At 69.2% G+C, this 14,708-nt stretch carries 13 protein-coding genes; 2 read left to right on the top strand and 11 right to left on the bottom strand.

The features are described from left to right. Nucleotides 1-136: 136 nt before the first annotated feature. The 5 genes from VGC47_09455 to VGC47_09435 all read right to left on the bottom strand — a co-directional run bounded on the left by VGC47_09455 (nt 137) and on the right by VGC47_09435 (nt 3,999). Nucleotides 137-895, bottom strand: a complete 759-nt coding sequence (locus VGC47_09455; GenBank protein HEX9855528.1) for an ABC transporter ATP-binding protein — start codon at nt 893-895, stop codon at nt 137-139. Further along, on the bottom strand, nt 892-1,656 hold the full coding sequence (gene cbiQ / locus VGC47_09450; GenBank protein ID HEX9855527.1) for a cobalt ECF transporter T component CbiQ: 765 nt from the start codon (nt 1,654-1,656) through the stop codon (nt 892-894). The genes VGC47_09455 and cbiQ overlap by 4 nt, the downstream gene beginning before the upstream one ends. A gap of 9 nt (nt 1,657-1,665) precedes the next feature. Further along, complete coding sequence (locus VGC47_09445) at nt 1,666-1,986, bottom strand: PDGLE domain-containing protein (GenBank protein HEX9855526.1); 321 nt, start codon at nt 1,984-1,986, stop codon at nt 1,666-1,668. Then, nucleotides 1,983-2,660, bottom strand: a complete 678-nt coding sequence (locus VGC47_09440; protein ID HEX9855525.1) for an energy-coupling factor ABC transporter permease — start codon at nt 2,658-2,660, stop codon at nt 1,983-1,985. The genes VGC47_09445 and VGC47_09440 overlap by 4 nt, the downstream gene beginning before the upstream one ends. 829 nt (nt 2,661-3,489) lie before the next feature. Further along, nucleotides 3,490-3,999 (bottom strand): Fur family transcriptional regulator, encoded by a 510-nt coding sequence (locus VGC47_09435; protein ID HEX9855524.1) that lies wholly within the window; start codon nt 3,997-3,999, stop codon nt 3,490-3,492. 156 nt (nt 4,000-4,155) lie between these two features. Here VGC47_09435 and VGC47_09430 point away from each other — a divergent pair, with 156 nt between their 5' ends. After that, the gene (locus VGC47_09430) at nt 4,156-4,458 is read left to right on the top strand and encodes a DUF971 domain-containing protein (GenBank protein ID HEX9855523.1); all 303 of its coding nucleotides are present in this window, start codon (nt 4,156-4,158) and stop codon (nt 4,456-4,458) included. On the opposite strand, the gene VGC47_09425 is transcribed toward VGC47_09430, so the two are convergent. The 4 genes from VGC47_09425 to VGC47_09410 form a co-directional block, all read right to left on the bottom strand. Further along, on the bottom strand, nt 4,437-5,240 hold the full coding sequence (locus VGC47_09425; GenBank protein HEX9855522.1) for a DNA-formamidopyrimidine glycosylase family protein: 804 nt from the start codon (nt 5,238-5,240) through the stop codon (nt 4,437-4,439). The two genes, VGC47_09430 and VGC47_09425, sit on opposite strands and share 22 nt — an antisense overlap. Continuing rightward, entirely contained in the window at nt 5,233-9,627 is a 4,395-nt protein-coding gene (locus VGC47_09420) for a DEAD/DEAH box helicase (protein ID HEX9855521.1), read from the bottom strand. The genes VGC47_09425 and VGC47_09420 overlap by 8 nt, the downstream gene beginning before the upstream one ends. 67 nt (nt 9,628-9,694) lie before the next feature. Then, a complete protein-coding gene (locus tag VGC47_09415; GenBank protein ID HEX9855520.1) occupies nt 9,695-10,117 on the bottom strand; it encodes an ester cyclase in 423 nt (140 codons plus the stop codon). Between the two features lie 96 nt (nt 10,118-10,213). Further along, on the bottom strand, nt 10,214-11,839 hold the full coding sequence (locus VGC47_09410) for a LuxR C-terminal-related transcriptional regulator (protein HEX9855519.1): 1,626 nt from the start codon (nt 11,837-11,839) through the stop codon (nt 10,214-10,216). Between the two features lie 234 nt (nt 11,840-12,073). Here VGC47_09410 and VGC47_09405 point away from each other — a divergent pair, with 234 nt between their 5' ends. Continuing rightward, nucleotides 12,074-12,694: a hypothetical protein gene (locus VGC47_09405; GenBank protein HEX9855518.1), complete on the top strand. Its 621-nt coding sequence runs from the start codon at nt 12,074-12,076 to the stop codon at nt 12,692-12,694. A 92-nt stretch (nt 12,695-12,786) separates the two neighbouring features. Here VGC47_09405 and VGC47_09400 read toward each other — a convergent pair whose 3' ends face one another. Together VGC47_09400 and VGC47_09395 are read right to left on the bottom strand one after the other, a co-directional pair. Further along, nucleotides 12,787-13,554, bottom strand: a complete 768-nt coding sequence (locus VGC47_09400; protein HEX9855517.1) for a maleylpyruvate isomerase family mycothiol-dependent enzyme — start codon at nt 13,552-13,554, stop codon at nt 12,787-12,789. Between the two features lie 24 nt (nt 13,555-13,578). Then, entirely contained in the window at nt 13,579-14,628 is a 1,050-nt protein-coding gene (locus VGC47_09395) for an LOG family protein (GenBank protein ID HEX9855516.1), read from the bottom strand. Between the last annotated feature and the right edge of the window lie 80 nt (nt 14,629-14,708).

Here is a 14,708-nt window from a genome sequence, read left to right as displayed (position 1 = left end):
GGCGCTGCGGGTCCTCGCCAACCGCCTCGTCGGGATCCTCCACGGCTGCCTCCGCCACCAAACCCCCTACGACGAACACACCGCCTGGGCCCACCGCAACGACAAAGCCGCTTGACAACTTCCACCCGTGGGATGTCTAGCTGGGCCGTGTTGCCGGGGCATCGGCGACGCGATAGCCGAACGGGAGCTCCAGCCTGTGAGCCCGCATCCGCCGTTCGTCGGCGAGCAGCGCCCTCGTGTCACCGTCGGCGACGATCCTCCCGCCGTCGATGACGATCGAGCGAGGGCACAACTCGAGCGCGAACGGCAGGTCATGGGTGACGATCAGCATCGTGATGTCGAGGGACTCGAGCACGTTCGTGAGCTCGCGCCGGCTGGCGGGGTCGAGGTTCGAAGTCGGCTCGTCGAACACGAGGATGTCCGGCTCCATGGCGAGCACACCGGCGATGGCGACCCTCCGCTTCTGCCCGAAGCTGAGGTGATTCGGGGGCCTGTCCGCCAGGTCGGTCACCTCGACGGCTTCGAGGGCGCGCTCCACCCTGGCGGCAACCTCGGCAGGCGGAAGCCCCAGGTTGTGCGGTCCGAAGGCCACGTCTTCCTCGACCGTCGGCATGAAGAGCTGGTCGTCGGGATCCTGGAAGACGATCCCGACCCGTCGCCGTGCCTCCTTGACCGTGGCGGTCGTCAGCGTCAGCCCGCCGACTGCGACCACCCCGTTCTGGGGCATGTGGATCCCGTTCATGTGCAGCACCAGGGTCGTCTTGCCTGCCCCGTTGGGGCCGAGGAGGGCCACCCTCTCGCCGTCATGGATGTGGAGGTCGACGTCGCGGAGCGCCTCCGTGCCGTCCGGGTACCGGTACGACAGTCCGGTGACGGCGATGGTGGGGACGCTCATCGGACCACCAGCGCCACCACAGCGAGCGTCCACGCCGCGGCCGGGACTGCCATGGCGGCCCCCCATGCGGCCGGCGTGGCCGCGGCGCGTGCCATGCGAGGGATGGAGCCGACGTAGCCGCGGGCAGCCATCGCCAGGTAGACCCGCTCGCCTCTCTCGTATGAGCGGACGAACAGCCGTCCGATCGATCTGGCGTGCGGTCCGAGGTCTCCGATCCAACGCGGCGAGTAGCCGCGCGACTGCATGGCGACGTGCTGCCGGCCGAACTCGCCCCCGACGACGTCGAGGTAGCGAACCATGAAGCCCATGATGGCGGTGACGACGCCGGGGACTCGGAGCGTCTCGAATCCGCGCAGCATGTCGACGACCTGTGTGGTTCCGGCCAGCACGATCGAAGTGAGCAGGCCGAGGGTTGCCTTGGCGAGGATGTTCCAGGCGTCCCACAGGCCCTCCACGGAGAGTGGGACCCCGGCGACGTCGATGCGGTCGCCCGACGCCAAGAAGGGAAGCGCCACGGCGACGATCACGAAGGGGACCTCGATCAGCATCCGGCTCGCCACGAATCGGGCGCCGAGGCGTGCGACGGCCGCCAGGGTGAGGAGGATGGCGGCGAATGCAGCGAAGGCCCAGAACGCTTCGCGGGGGGTGGCGACGACGGCGAAGACGAAGGCGAACGCAGCCACGATCTTGACGTGCGGGGGGAGACCATGGAGGGCGCTGTCTCCATGCCGGAACAGGGCGTGGACGTGGCTGCCCGCCACCGCGTCCCCTCAGCTCTCCACGGGGTGGTCGCCGCGGGCGCGCCTCGCCAGCGCGAAGACCCCGTATCCGACGATCAACGTGATCAGGACGCCGGCCGCTCCGGCGATGGCCGTGTTCACCACGTCGTTGTCCGTGAGGCTGACGCCGTAGTCGGCCAGCGGCCCGTCGCCGAGGTCGTGGTCGCGGGCGGCGTCGGCGAAACCCTCCTGGCCGGCGACGAACTCGAGCCCGTCCGGGTTGCCGGAGGCGAACTGGCTGACGACCACGCCGAGGAGGAACGTGACGACGAGGCCCAGGGCCAGGAAGGTGACGAGACGTCTGTCTCTCACGCGATGAGCTCCTCCGTGCGTGCTCCCACGTAGGTGGGAGCGCCGTAGACGAGATCGGGTCTGCTGGACACGACTGCCGAGACGACGAGCAGGGTCAGCACGGCCTCGCCGACACCGATGAGGACGTGGGTTCCGAGCATGGCGCCGAGTACCGCGCCGAAGGCGACGTCGGCGGTCCCGCCGATGGCGAACTCGGCGACGAAGCCGAGGGCCGCCAGGGGGACGGACAGCCCGGCCGCCACGCAGGCGGCCGCCGCCACCGACCGGTCGGACCGGGGGAGTAGGCCGAGTACCAGCCGGTACAGGACATATCCGCCGACCGCTCCGATGAGCCCCATGTTGACGACGTTGAGGCCCAGCGCGGTCAGCCCCCCGTCGGCGAAGAACGTCCCCTGCACGGCGAGGACCACTGCGATCACCACGAATCCCGCCCACGGTCCCACCAGGACCGCCGCCAGCACGCCGCCGAGGAGGTGACCGCTCATCCCGGAGACGACAGGGAAGTTGAACATCTGGGCCGCGAAGACGAAGGCGGCGACGAGACCGGCGAGGGGCACCTGACGGTCGCTGAGGTACCGGCCCGTCTTGCGGATCGAGTACCCGAGCCCGCCGGCGGAGACGACGCCGAAGGCCGCCGATGTCGCCCCGTTCACGAACCCGTCGGGAATGTGCATCGGCTCGCCCTCCTGCAAGTCACTCGCACGTAGTTTACGGCTTGTTGCAAACCGCTTGCAACAACGACCCCGAGGAGGTTCGGAGACCGGCCGGCGCCGGATTGCCGTCAGCGTGCGATCGACACTGCGGCTGGGCCCCCTCGGCTCGGTCCCTGACGGGACGCTCTGTTCACCCTGTTTGGCCTGACGGGGTACCACGCCGAGTACCGGAGGCCAAGCAGGGTGAACCAATCCCCCGGCTCACGCCGGGGGATTGCGTATGAGGGGTGGTTGCGGACGTTGGTGTGGTTGGGCCCCCTCGGCTCGATCCCTGGTTGAACGCTCTGTTCACCCTGTTTGGCCTGATGGGGTACCACGCCGAGTACCGGAGGCCAAGCAGGGTGAACCAATCCCCCGGCTCACGCCGGGGGATTGCGTATTAGGCCGAGTCGGTCGGGCGCGGCGGTCCTCGCTCACCCGGGGCCACCCGCCCCACGGACGAGCACCCTTCTTACGCTGTCTCCCGCTTTGCGGGGGACCGACGAGCGCCGAAGGCCGAGTCGAGGGGGTGGCTGCGGCTGGTGGTGTGGTTGGGCCCCGTCGGCTCGGTCCCTGACGGGACGCTCTGTTCACCCTGTTTGGTCTGACGGGGTACCACGCCGAGTACCGGAGGCCAAGCAGGGTGAACCAATCCCCCGGCTCACGCCGGGGGATTGCGTATGAGGGGTGGTTGCGGCGGGGCCCCCTCGGCTTGGTCCCTGGCGGGACGCTCGCCGATCCCCCGGAGACCGGGGGATTGCGTATGAGGCCAAGCAGGGTGAACCAATCCCCCGGAGACCGGGGGATTGCGTTAAGAGGTGGTTGCGGCCGGCCGGGTTGTTGGGCCCCCTCGGCTCGGTCCCTGGCGGGACGCTCGCCGATCCCCCATGCAGTCGGCGCACCGGCCCGAGATGGCGACGTGCGTCGGATCGGCGACGAACCCGGTGCGAGCGGTGATCTCGTCGAAGAGCCGGATGAGCTCGTCTTCGGGGACGCCGAGCGTCTTGCCGCAGTCGACGCAGAGGAGGTGCTGGTGGGGCGGCTCGTCGGCGAGGTGGTAGACGAGGGCGCCGTGCCCCATGTGGGTGTGGGTCACGATGCCGGCGCGCTCGAGGGTCTCGAGAGTCCGGTACACGGTGGATTGGTCGATGGGCGGCTCCCCGTCCGAGTGGGCTGTGCCGAGGCGGCCCGCGATGTCGATGGCGCTCAGGTGCTCTCCGTGGCCGTCGACGAGGGCGTCGATCACCGCTCGCCTGGCGCGCGTCAGGCGGAGTCCTTTGCTGCGCATCTCGTCGAGGTGAACCTGCAGAGCCTCTGCCATGTGTCAACGGTAATCGGCGGCCGCCAGTCGGGACCCGCAGGCTCACCGCGCCGGACCCGCTACCTCCGGATCGGCTCGTGGCAGACGTCTGCGGCCCTACGCTCGGGGTGTGATGCGACGCCCCACAGACCAGCGTGCCCCGGCCCGGCGGACGTCGTGACGGGGCGCATCCCGAGCCGCGTCGAGGTGGAGGAGCAGAGCCGGGTCGTCCTCACCTGGGAGGACGGCGAGCAGACGACGCTGAGCGCCTCTCAGCTGCGAGGCGCTTGCCACTGTGCCACTTGCCGCGAGCCGGCCGGTATGGAGAAGACCCGACTCGTGCTCGCGGGTCCGGTGCCGGTCACGATCACAGATACGCGGATCGTTGGCGGGTATGCCCTGACGTTCGTGTTCGGCCCGGACGGTCATGGCACGGGCATCTACCCGTACGATCGTCTCTACGACCTCGGAGGCGCCTGACAGCTCGGGCACCAGTACGTCGAGCGGTCGAGCTCGCCGTGCGTGTCCGTGAGGACCGTGGCCCCGCACCGCCGGCACGAACGGCCCGCCCTGCGGTACACCCAGTAGTTCGCACCCGGCCGGCGGGACCCGGTCGTAGACCGCGTCGTCGACCGCATGGCCGGCTCTCGGTTCGCCATGAGGAGCTTCCGGGCGCGCCCGGCGATGCGACCGACATCGTCGTCCGTGAGCGTGGCGACGGGTCGCTGCGGATCGATGCCCTCGAGGAACAGCGTCTCAGACTTGTAGACGTTCCCGACGCCGGCCATGACCCGCTGATCGAGGAGGAGGTCGGCCGCCGTCCGTCCCGGAGACTGCCTGGCGCGCCGCACGATGCCGTCCCAGTCGACCTCGTCCGCCATGAGGTCGGGCCCGAGGTGGCGGATACCGATCCGCTCGGTCGGGGCGAGCTCCACCGTCGGGGCGGCGAAGCAGACGGCCACACAGTCGGCGGTCTCGATGACGACCCGAGCCTTGCCGGGGCTGCGCCGCCAGGGCTCGCCCGGCTGGTAGTGCTGCCATCCTCCGGTCATGCCGAGGTGGGTGCGCAGCGTCCAGCCGTTGTCGAAGTCGATCAACATGTGCTTGCCGACGGTGCGAACGTCCGAGATCACCCGCCCGGTGATCCGCCGGGCGTTGGGGTGGAGCGCCCGGTGGCTCCCGTGCAGCCGTACGACGGCGCGCCCCTGGAGTCGCGGGCGCAGCTCGTCGGCTGCGTGGACGAGCGAGTCGCCCTCAGGCACGGCTCGGGTGGCGTGAACGGAGGGTGAACCCCCGGTAACCGACGGCGAAGCCGGCAGCCTCCAGGTGGGGAGCCAGCCACGACCCGAGGGCCGTGGCGCCGTCGACCGACTCGAGAGCGGATCGGCCACCCCGCCTCCTGAAGGCGTCTGCGAGCGCCGCCGCCACGAGGCCGGCGTCTGGCTCGTCGAACGTGACCGCAGTTCGTCCACCCCGATCGATCCAGGCGATCAGACCGCCGTCGTTGAGGACGACTTGGGAACCTGCCCGGCGGGCGGGCCGCTTTTCCGGATGGCCCGGCCACGGGAGTGACGCGCCGTACGGATTGGCTGGGTCGACCGCCGACAGGATGACGATGCCCCGCGCATCGCGGCTGCGAAGGCGGTCGATCGCTCCAGGCAGCCCGAACTGGGCGCCGCCCTGACCTTCGACGAAGTAGCCGCGCCGTACCCGCCCGGCGTCCTCGAGCGCCGCGAACACCGGGTAGAGCCCGGCGAACCCTCCCGGTATCGACTCGGACAGGGCGGCGTCGCGGGTGACGATCCCGTGACGCTCGAGGAGCTGCTCGGCGATCGCCTTGGCGGCTTGCTCCGGGGACGGGGCGGGCGGCACGTCGAGAACGTCGACGGCGAGGTACCACCGCCCGGATCCGGCAGGGGGCGTGGCCGCCGAGAGCTGGGGTTTGCCGCCCGACCTTCGCTTCGCCCTGCCCCAGAGGAACGCTCGCAACGGGGCCATCGTGTCGTTGGTCACTTCGCCGGACCAGACGAGATCCCATAATGCGTCGAGGACGACGCCCGGGTCGCCTCCTTCGGCCGCGGCGTACAGGTCGCGGAAAAACGAGGCCCCGCGCTCTCGCAGGTGGGTGCGCAGGCGATCATGCAGCTCGCCGTCCGGGTGGGCGCCGTCGAGGGGCCAGTGGAGGAGCGGCGCTTGCTCACGCAGGTAGAGGGCGACCCGGCCGTCGGCTGCGCCGAGCGGGCCGCGGCCCATCCACATGACGTCCCCCGAGGCGAGCAGGTTGTCGAGGATCGCCGGCTCGTAATCCATACGGCTCGGCAGGATCTCCGACTCGAGTGTCGACGCCGGGACGGCGCAGCCCTGGAGCTGGCGAACGACCTCGAATATCCGATCGCGCCGCCCGGTCGTCTGGCCGATGCCGTGCCAGCCTGCCAGGTACCCGGCGTAGGCGGCGGGTTCGACGGCCTCGACCTCACGGCGCAGCACGGCGAGCGAGCGCCGCCTGATGCGACGCAACACCTCGTTGTCGACCCATTCCTGGCCCGACCGTCCAGGACGGTACGCACCGGCCGAGACTCTGCCCTGGCCACGGAGGCGGTGGAGCACCTCGGCGACGGCCGCCGGCGGGAGCCGCAGCTCCGAGGCGGCGGCTTCGACCGCGAACGGGCCGTGGGTCCTGGCGTAGCGACCGACCACGTCACCGAGCGGGTCGAGCACCGGTTCGAGGAGGGACGGGGCGACGCCCCTCGGTGGCGAGATCCCGACCGCGTCACGCAGCCTGGCGAGGTCCTCGACGGCCGCGATCCGGTCCTCGCCGCCGAATCGGATCGGGACGACCCGGCGGGCTTCGATGAGGCGGGTCAGCCATCCGTCTGCGGTCGCCGGGTCGTCGAGGCGGGCCTCGATGGCGGGGCGTGTCAGCGGCCCCAGATCGTTCAAGGCGTCGTGGAGCTGGTCGGGGGTGCCGATCTTGCGCCCGTCGGCGAGCCGCTGCAGCTCGCGCTCGACGGCGGCGATCACGTCGGCGTCGAGCAGATCGCGGAACTCAGGCTCCCCGAGAAGCTCCTGGAGCAGTGAGCGGTCGAGGGTGAGGGCGGCGGCGCGCTTCTCGGCGAGCGGGGCGTCGTACTCGTACATGAACGACGCGATGAAGTCGAACATGAGAGAGGAAGCGAACGGGCTCGGCCCGTGGAGGTCGACCTCGCGCACCCGGACGGTCCGCTTGGCGATGGCGCCGAGCACCTCCTGCAGGGCCGGGAGGTCGAAGTGGTCCTGGAGCACTTCGCGATAGGTCTCGAGGATCACAGGGAACGACCCGTATTGCCTGGCGACCTCGAGCAGGTTGGCTGCCTTGCGGCGTTGCAGCCACAGCGGAGTCCGGGCGCCCGGCCGGCGGCGGGGGAGGAGCAGTGCCCGGGCCGCCGCCTCCCGGAAGCGGCTGGCGAACAGGGCGCTGTCTCCGACCTCCTCCAAGACCAGCTCCTCGATCTCTTCGGCCGTGATGAGGATCTCTGCGGACGAGGGAGGCGTGTCGACGTCCGGGAAGCGGAACATGATCCCGTCGTCCGACCACAGCACGTCGACCTCGGACGCGTTGGCGTCTCGGTAGCGCCGCCGCGCCGCCAGGGCCCACGGGGCGTGAACCCTCGCTCCGAACGGGGAGAGGAGTGCCACCCGCCAATCGCCGATCTCGTCACGGAACCGTTCCACCACGATCGTCCTGTCGGACGGCAGAACACCGGTGGCGGCCTTCTCCTCCTCGAAGTAGTGCGCCAGGTTCCTCGCTGCCCACGGGTCGAGCCGATAGCGCTCCTCGAGCAGGTCGGACGCTCTTGCGGGATCGAGAGCGCCGATCTCTCTGATGAAAGCGCCGATCGCCTTTCCGAGCTCGAGGGGCCTGCCGGGACCGTCCCCGTGCCAGAAGGGCATCTTGGCCGCCGCGTCGGCCGGAGCCGGGGTGACGACGACCTTGTCCTGGGTGATCTCGGAGACCTTCCACGACGTCGATCCGAGCACGAACACCTCGCCCGGCCTCGACTCGTAGACCATCTCCTCGTCGAGCTCCCCGACCCTGCCGCCATCGGGGAGCGTCACGGTGTACAGGCCCCGGTCGGGGATGGTGCCCGGGTTGGTCACCGCCAGGAGCTGGGCGTTGCCTCGGCCCTCGAGCCGATCCTCGACCCTGTCCCACACGAGGCGGGGCCGCAGTTCGGCGAACTCGTCGCTCGGATAGCGGCCCGAGAGCATGTCGAGGACCGCGTCGAACGACGAACGGGGCAGGTCGCGGTACGGCGCGGCGCGGCGTACCAGCTCGTACAGGCCGTCGCTCGATCTCGGCTCGACCGACACTGCGGCGACGACGTGCTGGGCGAGCACGTCGAGCGGGTTGCGCGGGATGGTGGTCTCCTCGATGGCGCCGGCGTGCATTCGCTCCACGACGACGGCGGTCTCGAGCAGGTCACCGCGGTGCTTCGGGAAGACCTTGGCGACGCTCGCCGCGCCGACCTGGTGGCCGGCCCGGCCGACACGCTGGAGCGCCCGAGCCACGGACGCCGGGGACTCGACGAGCACGACGAGGTCGATGGCGGCCATGTCGATGCCGAGCTCGAGCGTCGACGTGGCGACGACGCCTCGCAGCTCGCCGCGCTTGAGGCGGTTCTCGATGGTGAGGCGCTGCTCGCGTGAGACGGAGCCATGGTGCGACTGGACCAGCTCGGACCCGGCGAGCCGGTTCAGCTCGGCGGCGAGGCGCTCGGCCAGGCCGCGGCTGTTCACGAAGAGGAGCGTGCTCGTGTGGTCGAGCACGAGGTCGAGGAGGCGCGGGTACATGGCCGGCCAGATCGACCGTCGCGAGCCCTCTTCGACCGCATCGGGTACCGGCGTCTCTTCGGGACGGGTCATGTCCTCGACCGGAACGACGATCTCGACGTCGAGTTGCTTCTCCCACGGAGCATCGACCACCGTGACGGGTCTCGCCGCCCACGCCCCGTCGCCGAGCGTGCCGCCCCCCAGGAACTCGGCGATGCGCTCCAGCGGGCGCTGCGTCGCCGACAGCCCGATGCGCTGCGGCTCGACCTCCGTGATCTCCGAGAGGCGCTCCAGGGAGATGCTGAGGTGGGAGCCCCGCTTCGTCCCGGCGATCGAGTGGATCTCGTCGACGATGACCCACCTGACGCTCTCGAGCATCCCCCTGGCCTGCGAGGTGAGCATGAGGTAGAGCGACTCCGGTGTGGTGATCAGGATGTCGGGCGGGTGGCGGACCATGGCCTGCCTGTCGCCCGGCGGCGTGTCGCCGGTGCGCATCGCGGTCGTGATTGCCGGCACCGCCGCGCCGAGCCACTCGGCGGCGAGCTGGATGCCGGTGAGGGGGGCTCTCAGGTTGCGCTCGACGTCGTACGCCAGGGCCTTCATGGGGGACACGTAGAGCACTCGGCACCGCCGGCGCTCCTCCGGGGGTGGTTCACTCGCCAGGCGATCGATCGCCCACAGGAAGGCGGCCAACGTCTTGCCGCTTCCGGTCGGGGCATGGATGAGGGTGTGGTCCCCCCTGGCGATCGCCTCCCATCCCATCGTCTGGGCCGACGTGGGCGCGGCGAAGGAGGCGTCGAACCACGCCCGTGCCGCCTCGGAGAACCGCTCGAGAGCCACCGACATGGAGGGTACCGGCGCAGAGTGACAGAAAGCTGCGGTCTGCGCCGGCACCTCTCCGCGGCGGTCAGCCGGCGGCCTGCTCCTCCTCCGAGGGCATCAACCCGAGCTGCTGCATGAAGGCAAGCTGATCCGAGATCTGCCAGACCTCCGCGATCCTGCCTTCCGAGATGCGAAACAGGTTGACCTCGCGAAGCGAGATGCTCTTGCCCGTCGGCGGGATTCCCTCGAACTCTCCGCGATGTGTTCCGGTCTCGATCGACATGGCGGCCACCTTGTCGCCCTCGGCGACGAGCTCCTCGATGGTGACCTCGAAGTCGGGGAACCCGTCGACGATGTGCCGCATCAGCTGCTTCAGTTCGGCGAGCCCGTTCACGGAGGCGCCGTGATACGTGACGTCGAGGGCGACCAGGCCGTCGAGGCGATCGGCGTCTCGCAGATTGACCGCATCGAAGAAGTCCCTGACGATCGTCTTGCTCTGTTCGGACATGTGCCACCTCCAAGTGGTCGGTGAGGTCGACAGCATGCGCGACGGCGCCGCCGGGCGCATGAGGAGAAACACCCGATTCCTGTCCCGTTCGTCCGATCAGCGCCTGGCGGAGGACAACGCCTCGGCGGCCGCTCTCGCCGCCTCCGTCCTGCTCGACACCCCGAGCTTCGTGAGGATGTTGCTCACGTGGTTGGCGGCGGTCTTGTCGCTGATGAACAGGCGCTCTGCGATGGCGGCGTTACGCAACCCGAGAGCTACGAGCTCGAGGACCTGGCGCTCCCGTGGCGTGAGCAACCCGAGCCCGCGCCTGCCGGTTGCGCTGCGCTCTCCGAGCGACCGCAGCCGCGCCGCCAATCGGTCCGCGTCCCTGGCCGCGCCGAGGCGCTCGAGCTCCTCGTGGGCTCGCCGCATGTGGGCGACGGCGGCTGAGGCATCCGACGAGACGAGCGCTTCACCGAGGAGCGCCCTCGTGGTGGCTGCGTCATGAGTAGACCCCGCTGCCTCGAAGGACCGCCAAGCCTGTTCGAGGAGGACGACCGCTTCGGCGTCTCTGCGTTCGGCGCCGGCGACCAGACCCAGGCACGATGCCGCCGCCCCTCTGACCCACTCGAGACCCGAGACGTCGGCCATCGCCGAGATGCTCGAAGCCGCCCCAGCCGCCCCTTCGACATCGCCCAGCGCGAGCCTCGCCTTGCACAACGTCGACAGGTGCGAGACGGCGGCAAGATGAGCCGTACCGAGTTGGGCGACGCGGCGCTCCGATACGTTCCTCGCCTCCTCGTACCGCCCGGTTGCGAGGTGGAGCGCCGCCAGGGGGGAGGCTGCCTCCGGCAGGTCGCGATATGGTGCCAGGGCAGCCTCTGCGGCCTCGAGCCTTCCTCGACGGATGTCGAGCGCTGCCAGCCTGACTGCCGGGTGGACGCAGCGGGACCGGTGGCCGCTCTGCTCGAGTGCCGCGATCGACCGTGTCAGCTCCGCTTCGGCCTCGTCCCAACGGCCGGTCATGGCGAACAGCTCTCCGCAACATGCTCCGCAGAAGCTCATCAGGGCAGGGTGCCCTAGCCTTCCGATCGACCGGTTGATCACGTCCGACCACCGCTCGAACCGGTCGAGGGTGCCGAGCAGCTCGCCCGAGGACATGATGGAGCAGGCAACGTCGCCCACGACGCGGAGGTCGTCGACCGTGACCGCGGTCACCATCGCGGCGTCGAGCTGCTCGATGCCGTCCGCGACGTGCCCGAGTGACACGAGCGCATGTCCCACTGCCGCTCGCGCCCTCGCTTCGAGCCCGAGGTCGCCGGAGGCGAGGGCCGCGCTCAGCGCGACACCGGCGGCCGCCTGTTTCGCCTGCGGGCGCTCCGAGCGCAGCGCCCTCGCCAGCTCGAGCCGCCCGCGAGCCCCCGGAGCGCCGTCGCCGACGAGGCCGGCGGCGATGGTGAACCATCCGTTCGACGCCGGCATGTCGCCGGCCGCCAGGGCCGTCTCGATCGACAGCCAGGTCGCCACCTCGGCAGCTCCTTCGAGGTCGCCGCCCCTCCTGTGGGCGGCGTACGCCCGCTGGCGCGCTGCCAGCGCCTCGTCGATCTCCCCCATCCACCACAGCGCATCCGACAAACCGGTGAGGGTTTCCGGGGAGGATGGGGCGTCGCCAAAGGCGTCTCGGGCGGCGGACCAGTCGCCGCGCCCGAGAGCGGCAGCACCTGCAGTCGAGGCGTCGGCCATGATCGCACAATGGTACGGCGCCTCACGAGGTCACGAACGACCTTCGACCATTGATCGAGTCTTTCTCGACCGACCGTAGAGGGAAACCACAAAATCGTCTTACCCGCGACGAGCGCGCGTAAGAAGCCCTGAGATGCTGGGAGAGGTACGGATCGACCGTCGGTCGAGGTCGCGATATCTGTGCCTGAGTCGTTTCGAAGGCTACGCTCGACCACGAGTCGAGACTTGGAGACCATGGACATCGCCGTCAACCTCGTGGAGAACTACCTGCGGCTCACCGGGTATCTCACGCTCTCGGAGTTCGAGGTACAGACGAGGGACAAGAAGGGACGGTACAAGACGGTCACGGACATCGACGTGATGGCCGTTCGCTTTCCCGGCGCCCTCTACATCGACGAGCCCGACGAGCACAAGCAGAACATCCTCATCGACGATCCGGTTCTCGAGCTCCTCGACGACTGCGTCGACGTCATCATCGGAGAGGTCAAGCAGGGTCAGGCTCAGCTCAACGACGGGATCAGGGACCACGCCGCCCTGTTTGCAATGTTGCACAGGATCGACTGGCTCTACGGCGACGACGTGGCCGTAACCGAGGTGATCGTCGGGCTGCAGCGGTCGGGGTTGCACCTCGCCTCGGCTCGGGGCGGCGGCCGAGTGCGCACCCGGCTCGTCGCATTCGGGCGGAGCGACCACTCTGACTTGGCGACGATCTCACTGTCGCACATCGTGACCACGATGCTGGGGTTCTTCCATCGATACGAAGACGCCTTCCGGCCGATCAATTTCAAGGAGCCGGCCCCGGCCTTCCTGCGCCTCCTCCTGAAGGCAGGCTTCGAGATCGAGGACATCCGCTAGGACGTCGGGAGGGCGGTCACGGCGCTCCCGCCGCCGGTCTTCGGAAGTGGTCGCCCTGCTGCTGCGCCGCAGGATGTCGCCGAGCCGACGGCTCAGTAGGTCTGGACGACCCGCAGCGCCACCTCGGCTGCGTCGCCGATGGCCTTGAGCCCTGTCTTCGAAGCGTCGAGTCGCCGGACCGCCACGCGACACCAGTCGCCGGCGATCCCCTTGATGACGTTCTCGGCATCCTCAGGCCCGTAGACCCACCGCGAGTACTTGGGGCCCATGAGCTCCACCCTGATGCCGGCGTCCGGGAACTCCACGCCGGTCCTCTCGAACGAGTAGGGGAGCATCCGGTGAGCGAGCCAGGCGACGTGCCTGAGACGGGGCGTGTCGGCGTTCGGGTCGTCCTCGCCCTCTTCCGGCTCGGGGAGCCGGCCGTTCATCGCCGCCTTGATGTCGAGCCCATGTGCCCAGGTCTCCGTCAGCCGCAACGTCGCGAAGGCCTTGGCACTCACCGGCGCCAGGATCCACGGGACGCGCTCGGACTTCTCCATGCGCGAGAGGAGGTCGACGACGGCGGCCCGGCCGTTGCGCCACCACTCGATCGTCTCCTGGTAGCGCTTGCCTCGGCCCTGCTGCACGCCCCGTGCCGTCCACTCGTCGATATCGGTGATGTCGGCGTCCTTGATCGCAGCCTCGCCCTCCTCGATGGCTCGGGCCGCGAATGTCTCGGTGTACGCCAGATGGCTCACGGTGTCCTGGATGGTCCACCCCGGTGCCGGGGTCCGCAGCTTCCAGTCGCGCTCGTGTATCTGCTGGAGGAACTGGTCGAGCGACTGCTGCTCTGCCACCAGATCTGAGAGGATCTCACGCATAGGCGCATCATTTTACCGGCCTGATCAGGGTTGATGGGCGGCGGCGGCCTGGTTCAGCCTATCGACCAGCAGACGGAGCCTGCCGAGGTTCCTGCGGTCGAAGTGGAGCCGCAGGCGTGGCAGCTCGACGTGGTCGTCGTCTTCGATCTCGCGGTCCGTCGGTCCCGACTTCTCGATCGTCCCAGATGCCAGGATGTCGGCGAATTCGGCGTTGACCTGGGCCACGAGCTCGTCGCTCGGCTCGTGCTTGAGCCTGAGTATCAGCTTGCCATTCACGAAACGCTGCGAGTGGTAGTTCCCGTAGAAGCGCAGGATCTCGGAGCATGCCTCGTCGACGCTCGTGGTGAACGTGAACAAGTGCCTGTCATGGGGCGAGATCATCCCCTGGCCCTCCAAGGCGGCGATGAAGTCGAGCCACTTCTCCCAATACGCCGTGCCGTCGGCCTCGAGCAGCACGATCGGGTGCATGTCCGACTTCCCGGTTTGGATCAGGGTGAGCAACTCGAACGCCTCGTCCTGCGTGCCGAAGCCGCCGGGGAAGAGCACGAAGGCGTCCGACTCCTTGACGAACATCAGCTTGCGGGTGAAGAAGTACTTGAAGTTGATGAGCCTGCTCTCGTGGACGTACGGGTTGGGATCGGCCTCGAACGGCAGGCGGATGTTCACGCCGAAGCCGTAGTCCCTCCCTGCCCCGAGGTTGCCCGCCTCCATGATGCCCGGGCCGGCCCCGGTGATCACCATCCACTGGTGGACGTCTGCCATCCGGTTGGCGAACTCGGATGCGAGCTCGTAGTTCGGGCTGTCGGGCCTGGTGCGCGCCGATCCGTACATCGTCACCTTGGGGACGTCCTTGTAGCGCGAGAACACGAGGAACGAGTAACGGAGCTCCTTGAGGGCGCTGTTCACCAGCTTGAGGTCGCCCCGATCCGTTCCGTCGCGCAGCAGCCGGATGGCGCTCACGATCATCTCGACGGTGATATCGCGGTCCCTGGGATCGACAGAGTCACCCGCGGCGGCGACCAGGTCTGCGATCTGTTTGTCGATCACCTCGTCACCGGTTCGATACTCGCGCATGGCTTCCAACGGTAGACCGTCCCGGCCCCGCCCATCCCACACCGAACCTGTCGCATCGTGCTGATACGTTGGCGGGTGTC

It is taken from the genome of Acidimicrobiia bacterium, from assembly GCA_036396535.1.
Lineage (GTDB): Bacteria > Actinomycetota > Acidimicrobiia > Spongiisociales > UBA5794 > DASWKR01.
Note: the sequence above shows the minus strand (reverse complement) of the source record. Positions and strands in the feature narration are given on the sequence as shown.

Bases quoted from the DNA above. Each gene is read 5' to 3' on its own strand.
- VGC47_09415 (HEX9855520.1), bottom strand. From the start codon at position 10,117: ATGTCCGAACAGAGCAAGACGATCGTCAGGGACTTCTTCGATGCGGTC.
- VGC47_09405 (HEX9855518.1), top strand. From the start codon at position 12,074: ATGGACATCGCCGTCAACCTCGTGGAGAACTACCTGCGGCTCACCGGG.
- VGC47_09435 (HEX9855524.1), bottom strand. From the start codon at position 3,999: ATGGCAGAGGCTCTGCAGGTTCACCTCGACGAGATGCGCAGCAAAGGA.
- VGC47_09395 (HEX9855516.1), bottom strand. From the start codon at position 14,628: ATGCGCGAGTATCGAACCGGTGACGAGGTGATCGACAAACAGATCGCA.
- VGC47_09440 (HEX9855525.1), bottom strand. From the start codon at position 2,660: ATGCACATTCCCGACGGGTTCGTGAACGGGGCGACATCGGCGGCCTTC.
- VGC47_09410 (HEX9855519.1), bottom strand. From the start codon at position 11,839: ATGGCCGACGCCTCGACTGCAGGTGCTGCCGCTCTCGGGCGCGGCGAC.
- VGC47_09455 (HEX9855528.1), bottom strand. From the start codon at position 895: ATGAGCGTCCCCACCATCGCCGTCACCGGACTGTCGTACCGGTACCCG.
- VGC47_09400 (HEX9855517.1), bottom strand. From the start codon at position 13,554: ATGCGTGAGATCCTCTCAGATCTGGTGGCAGAGCAGCAGTCGCTCGAC.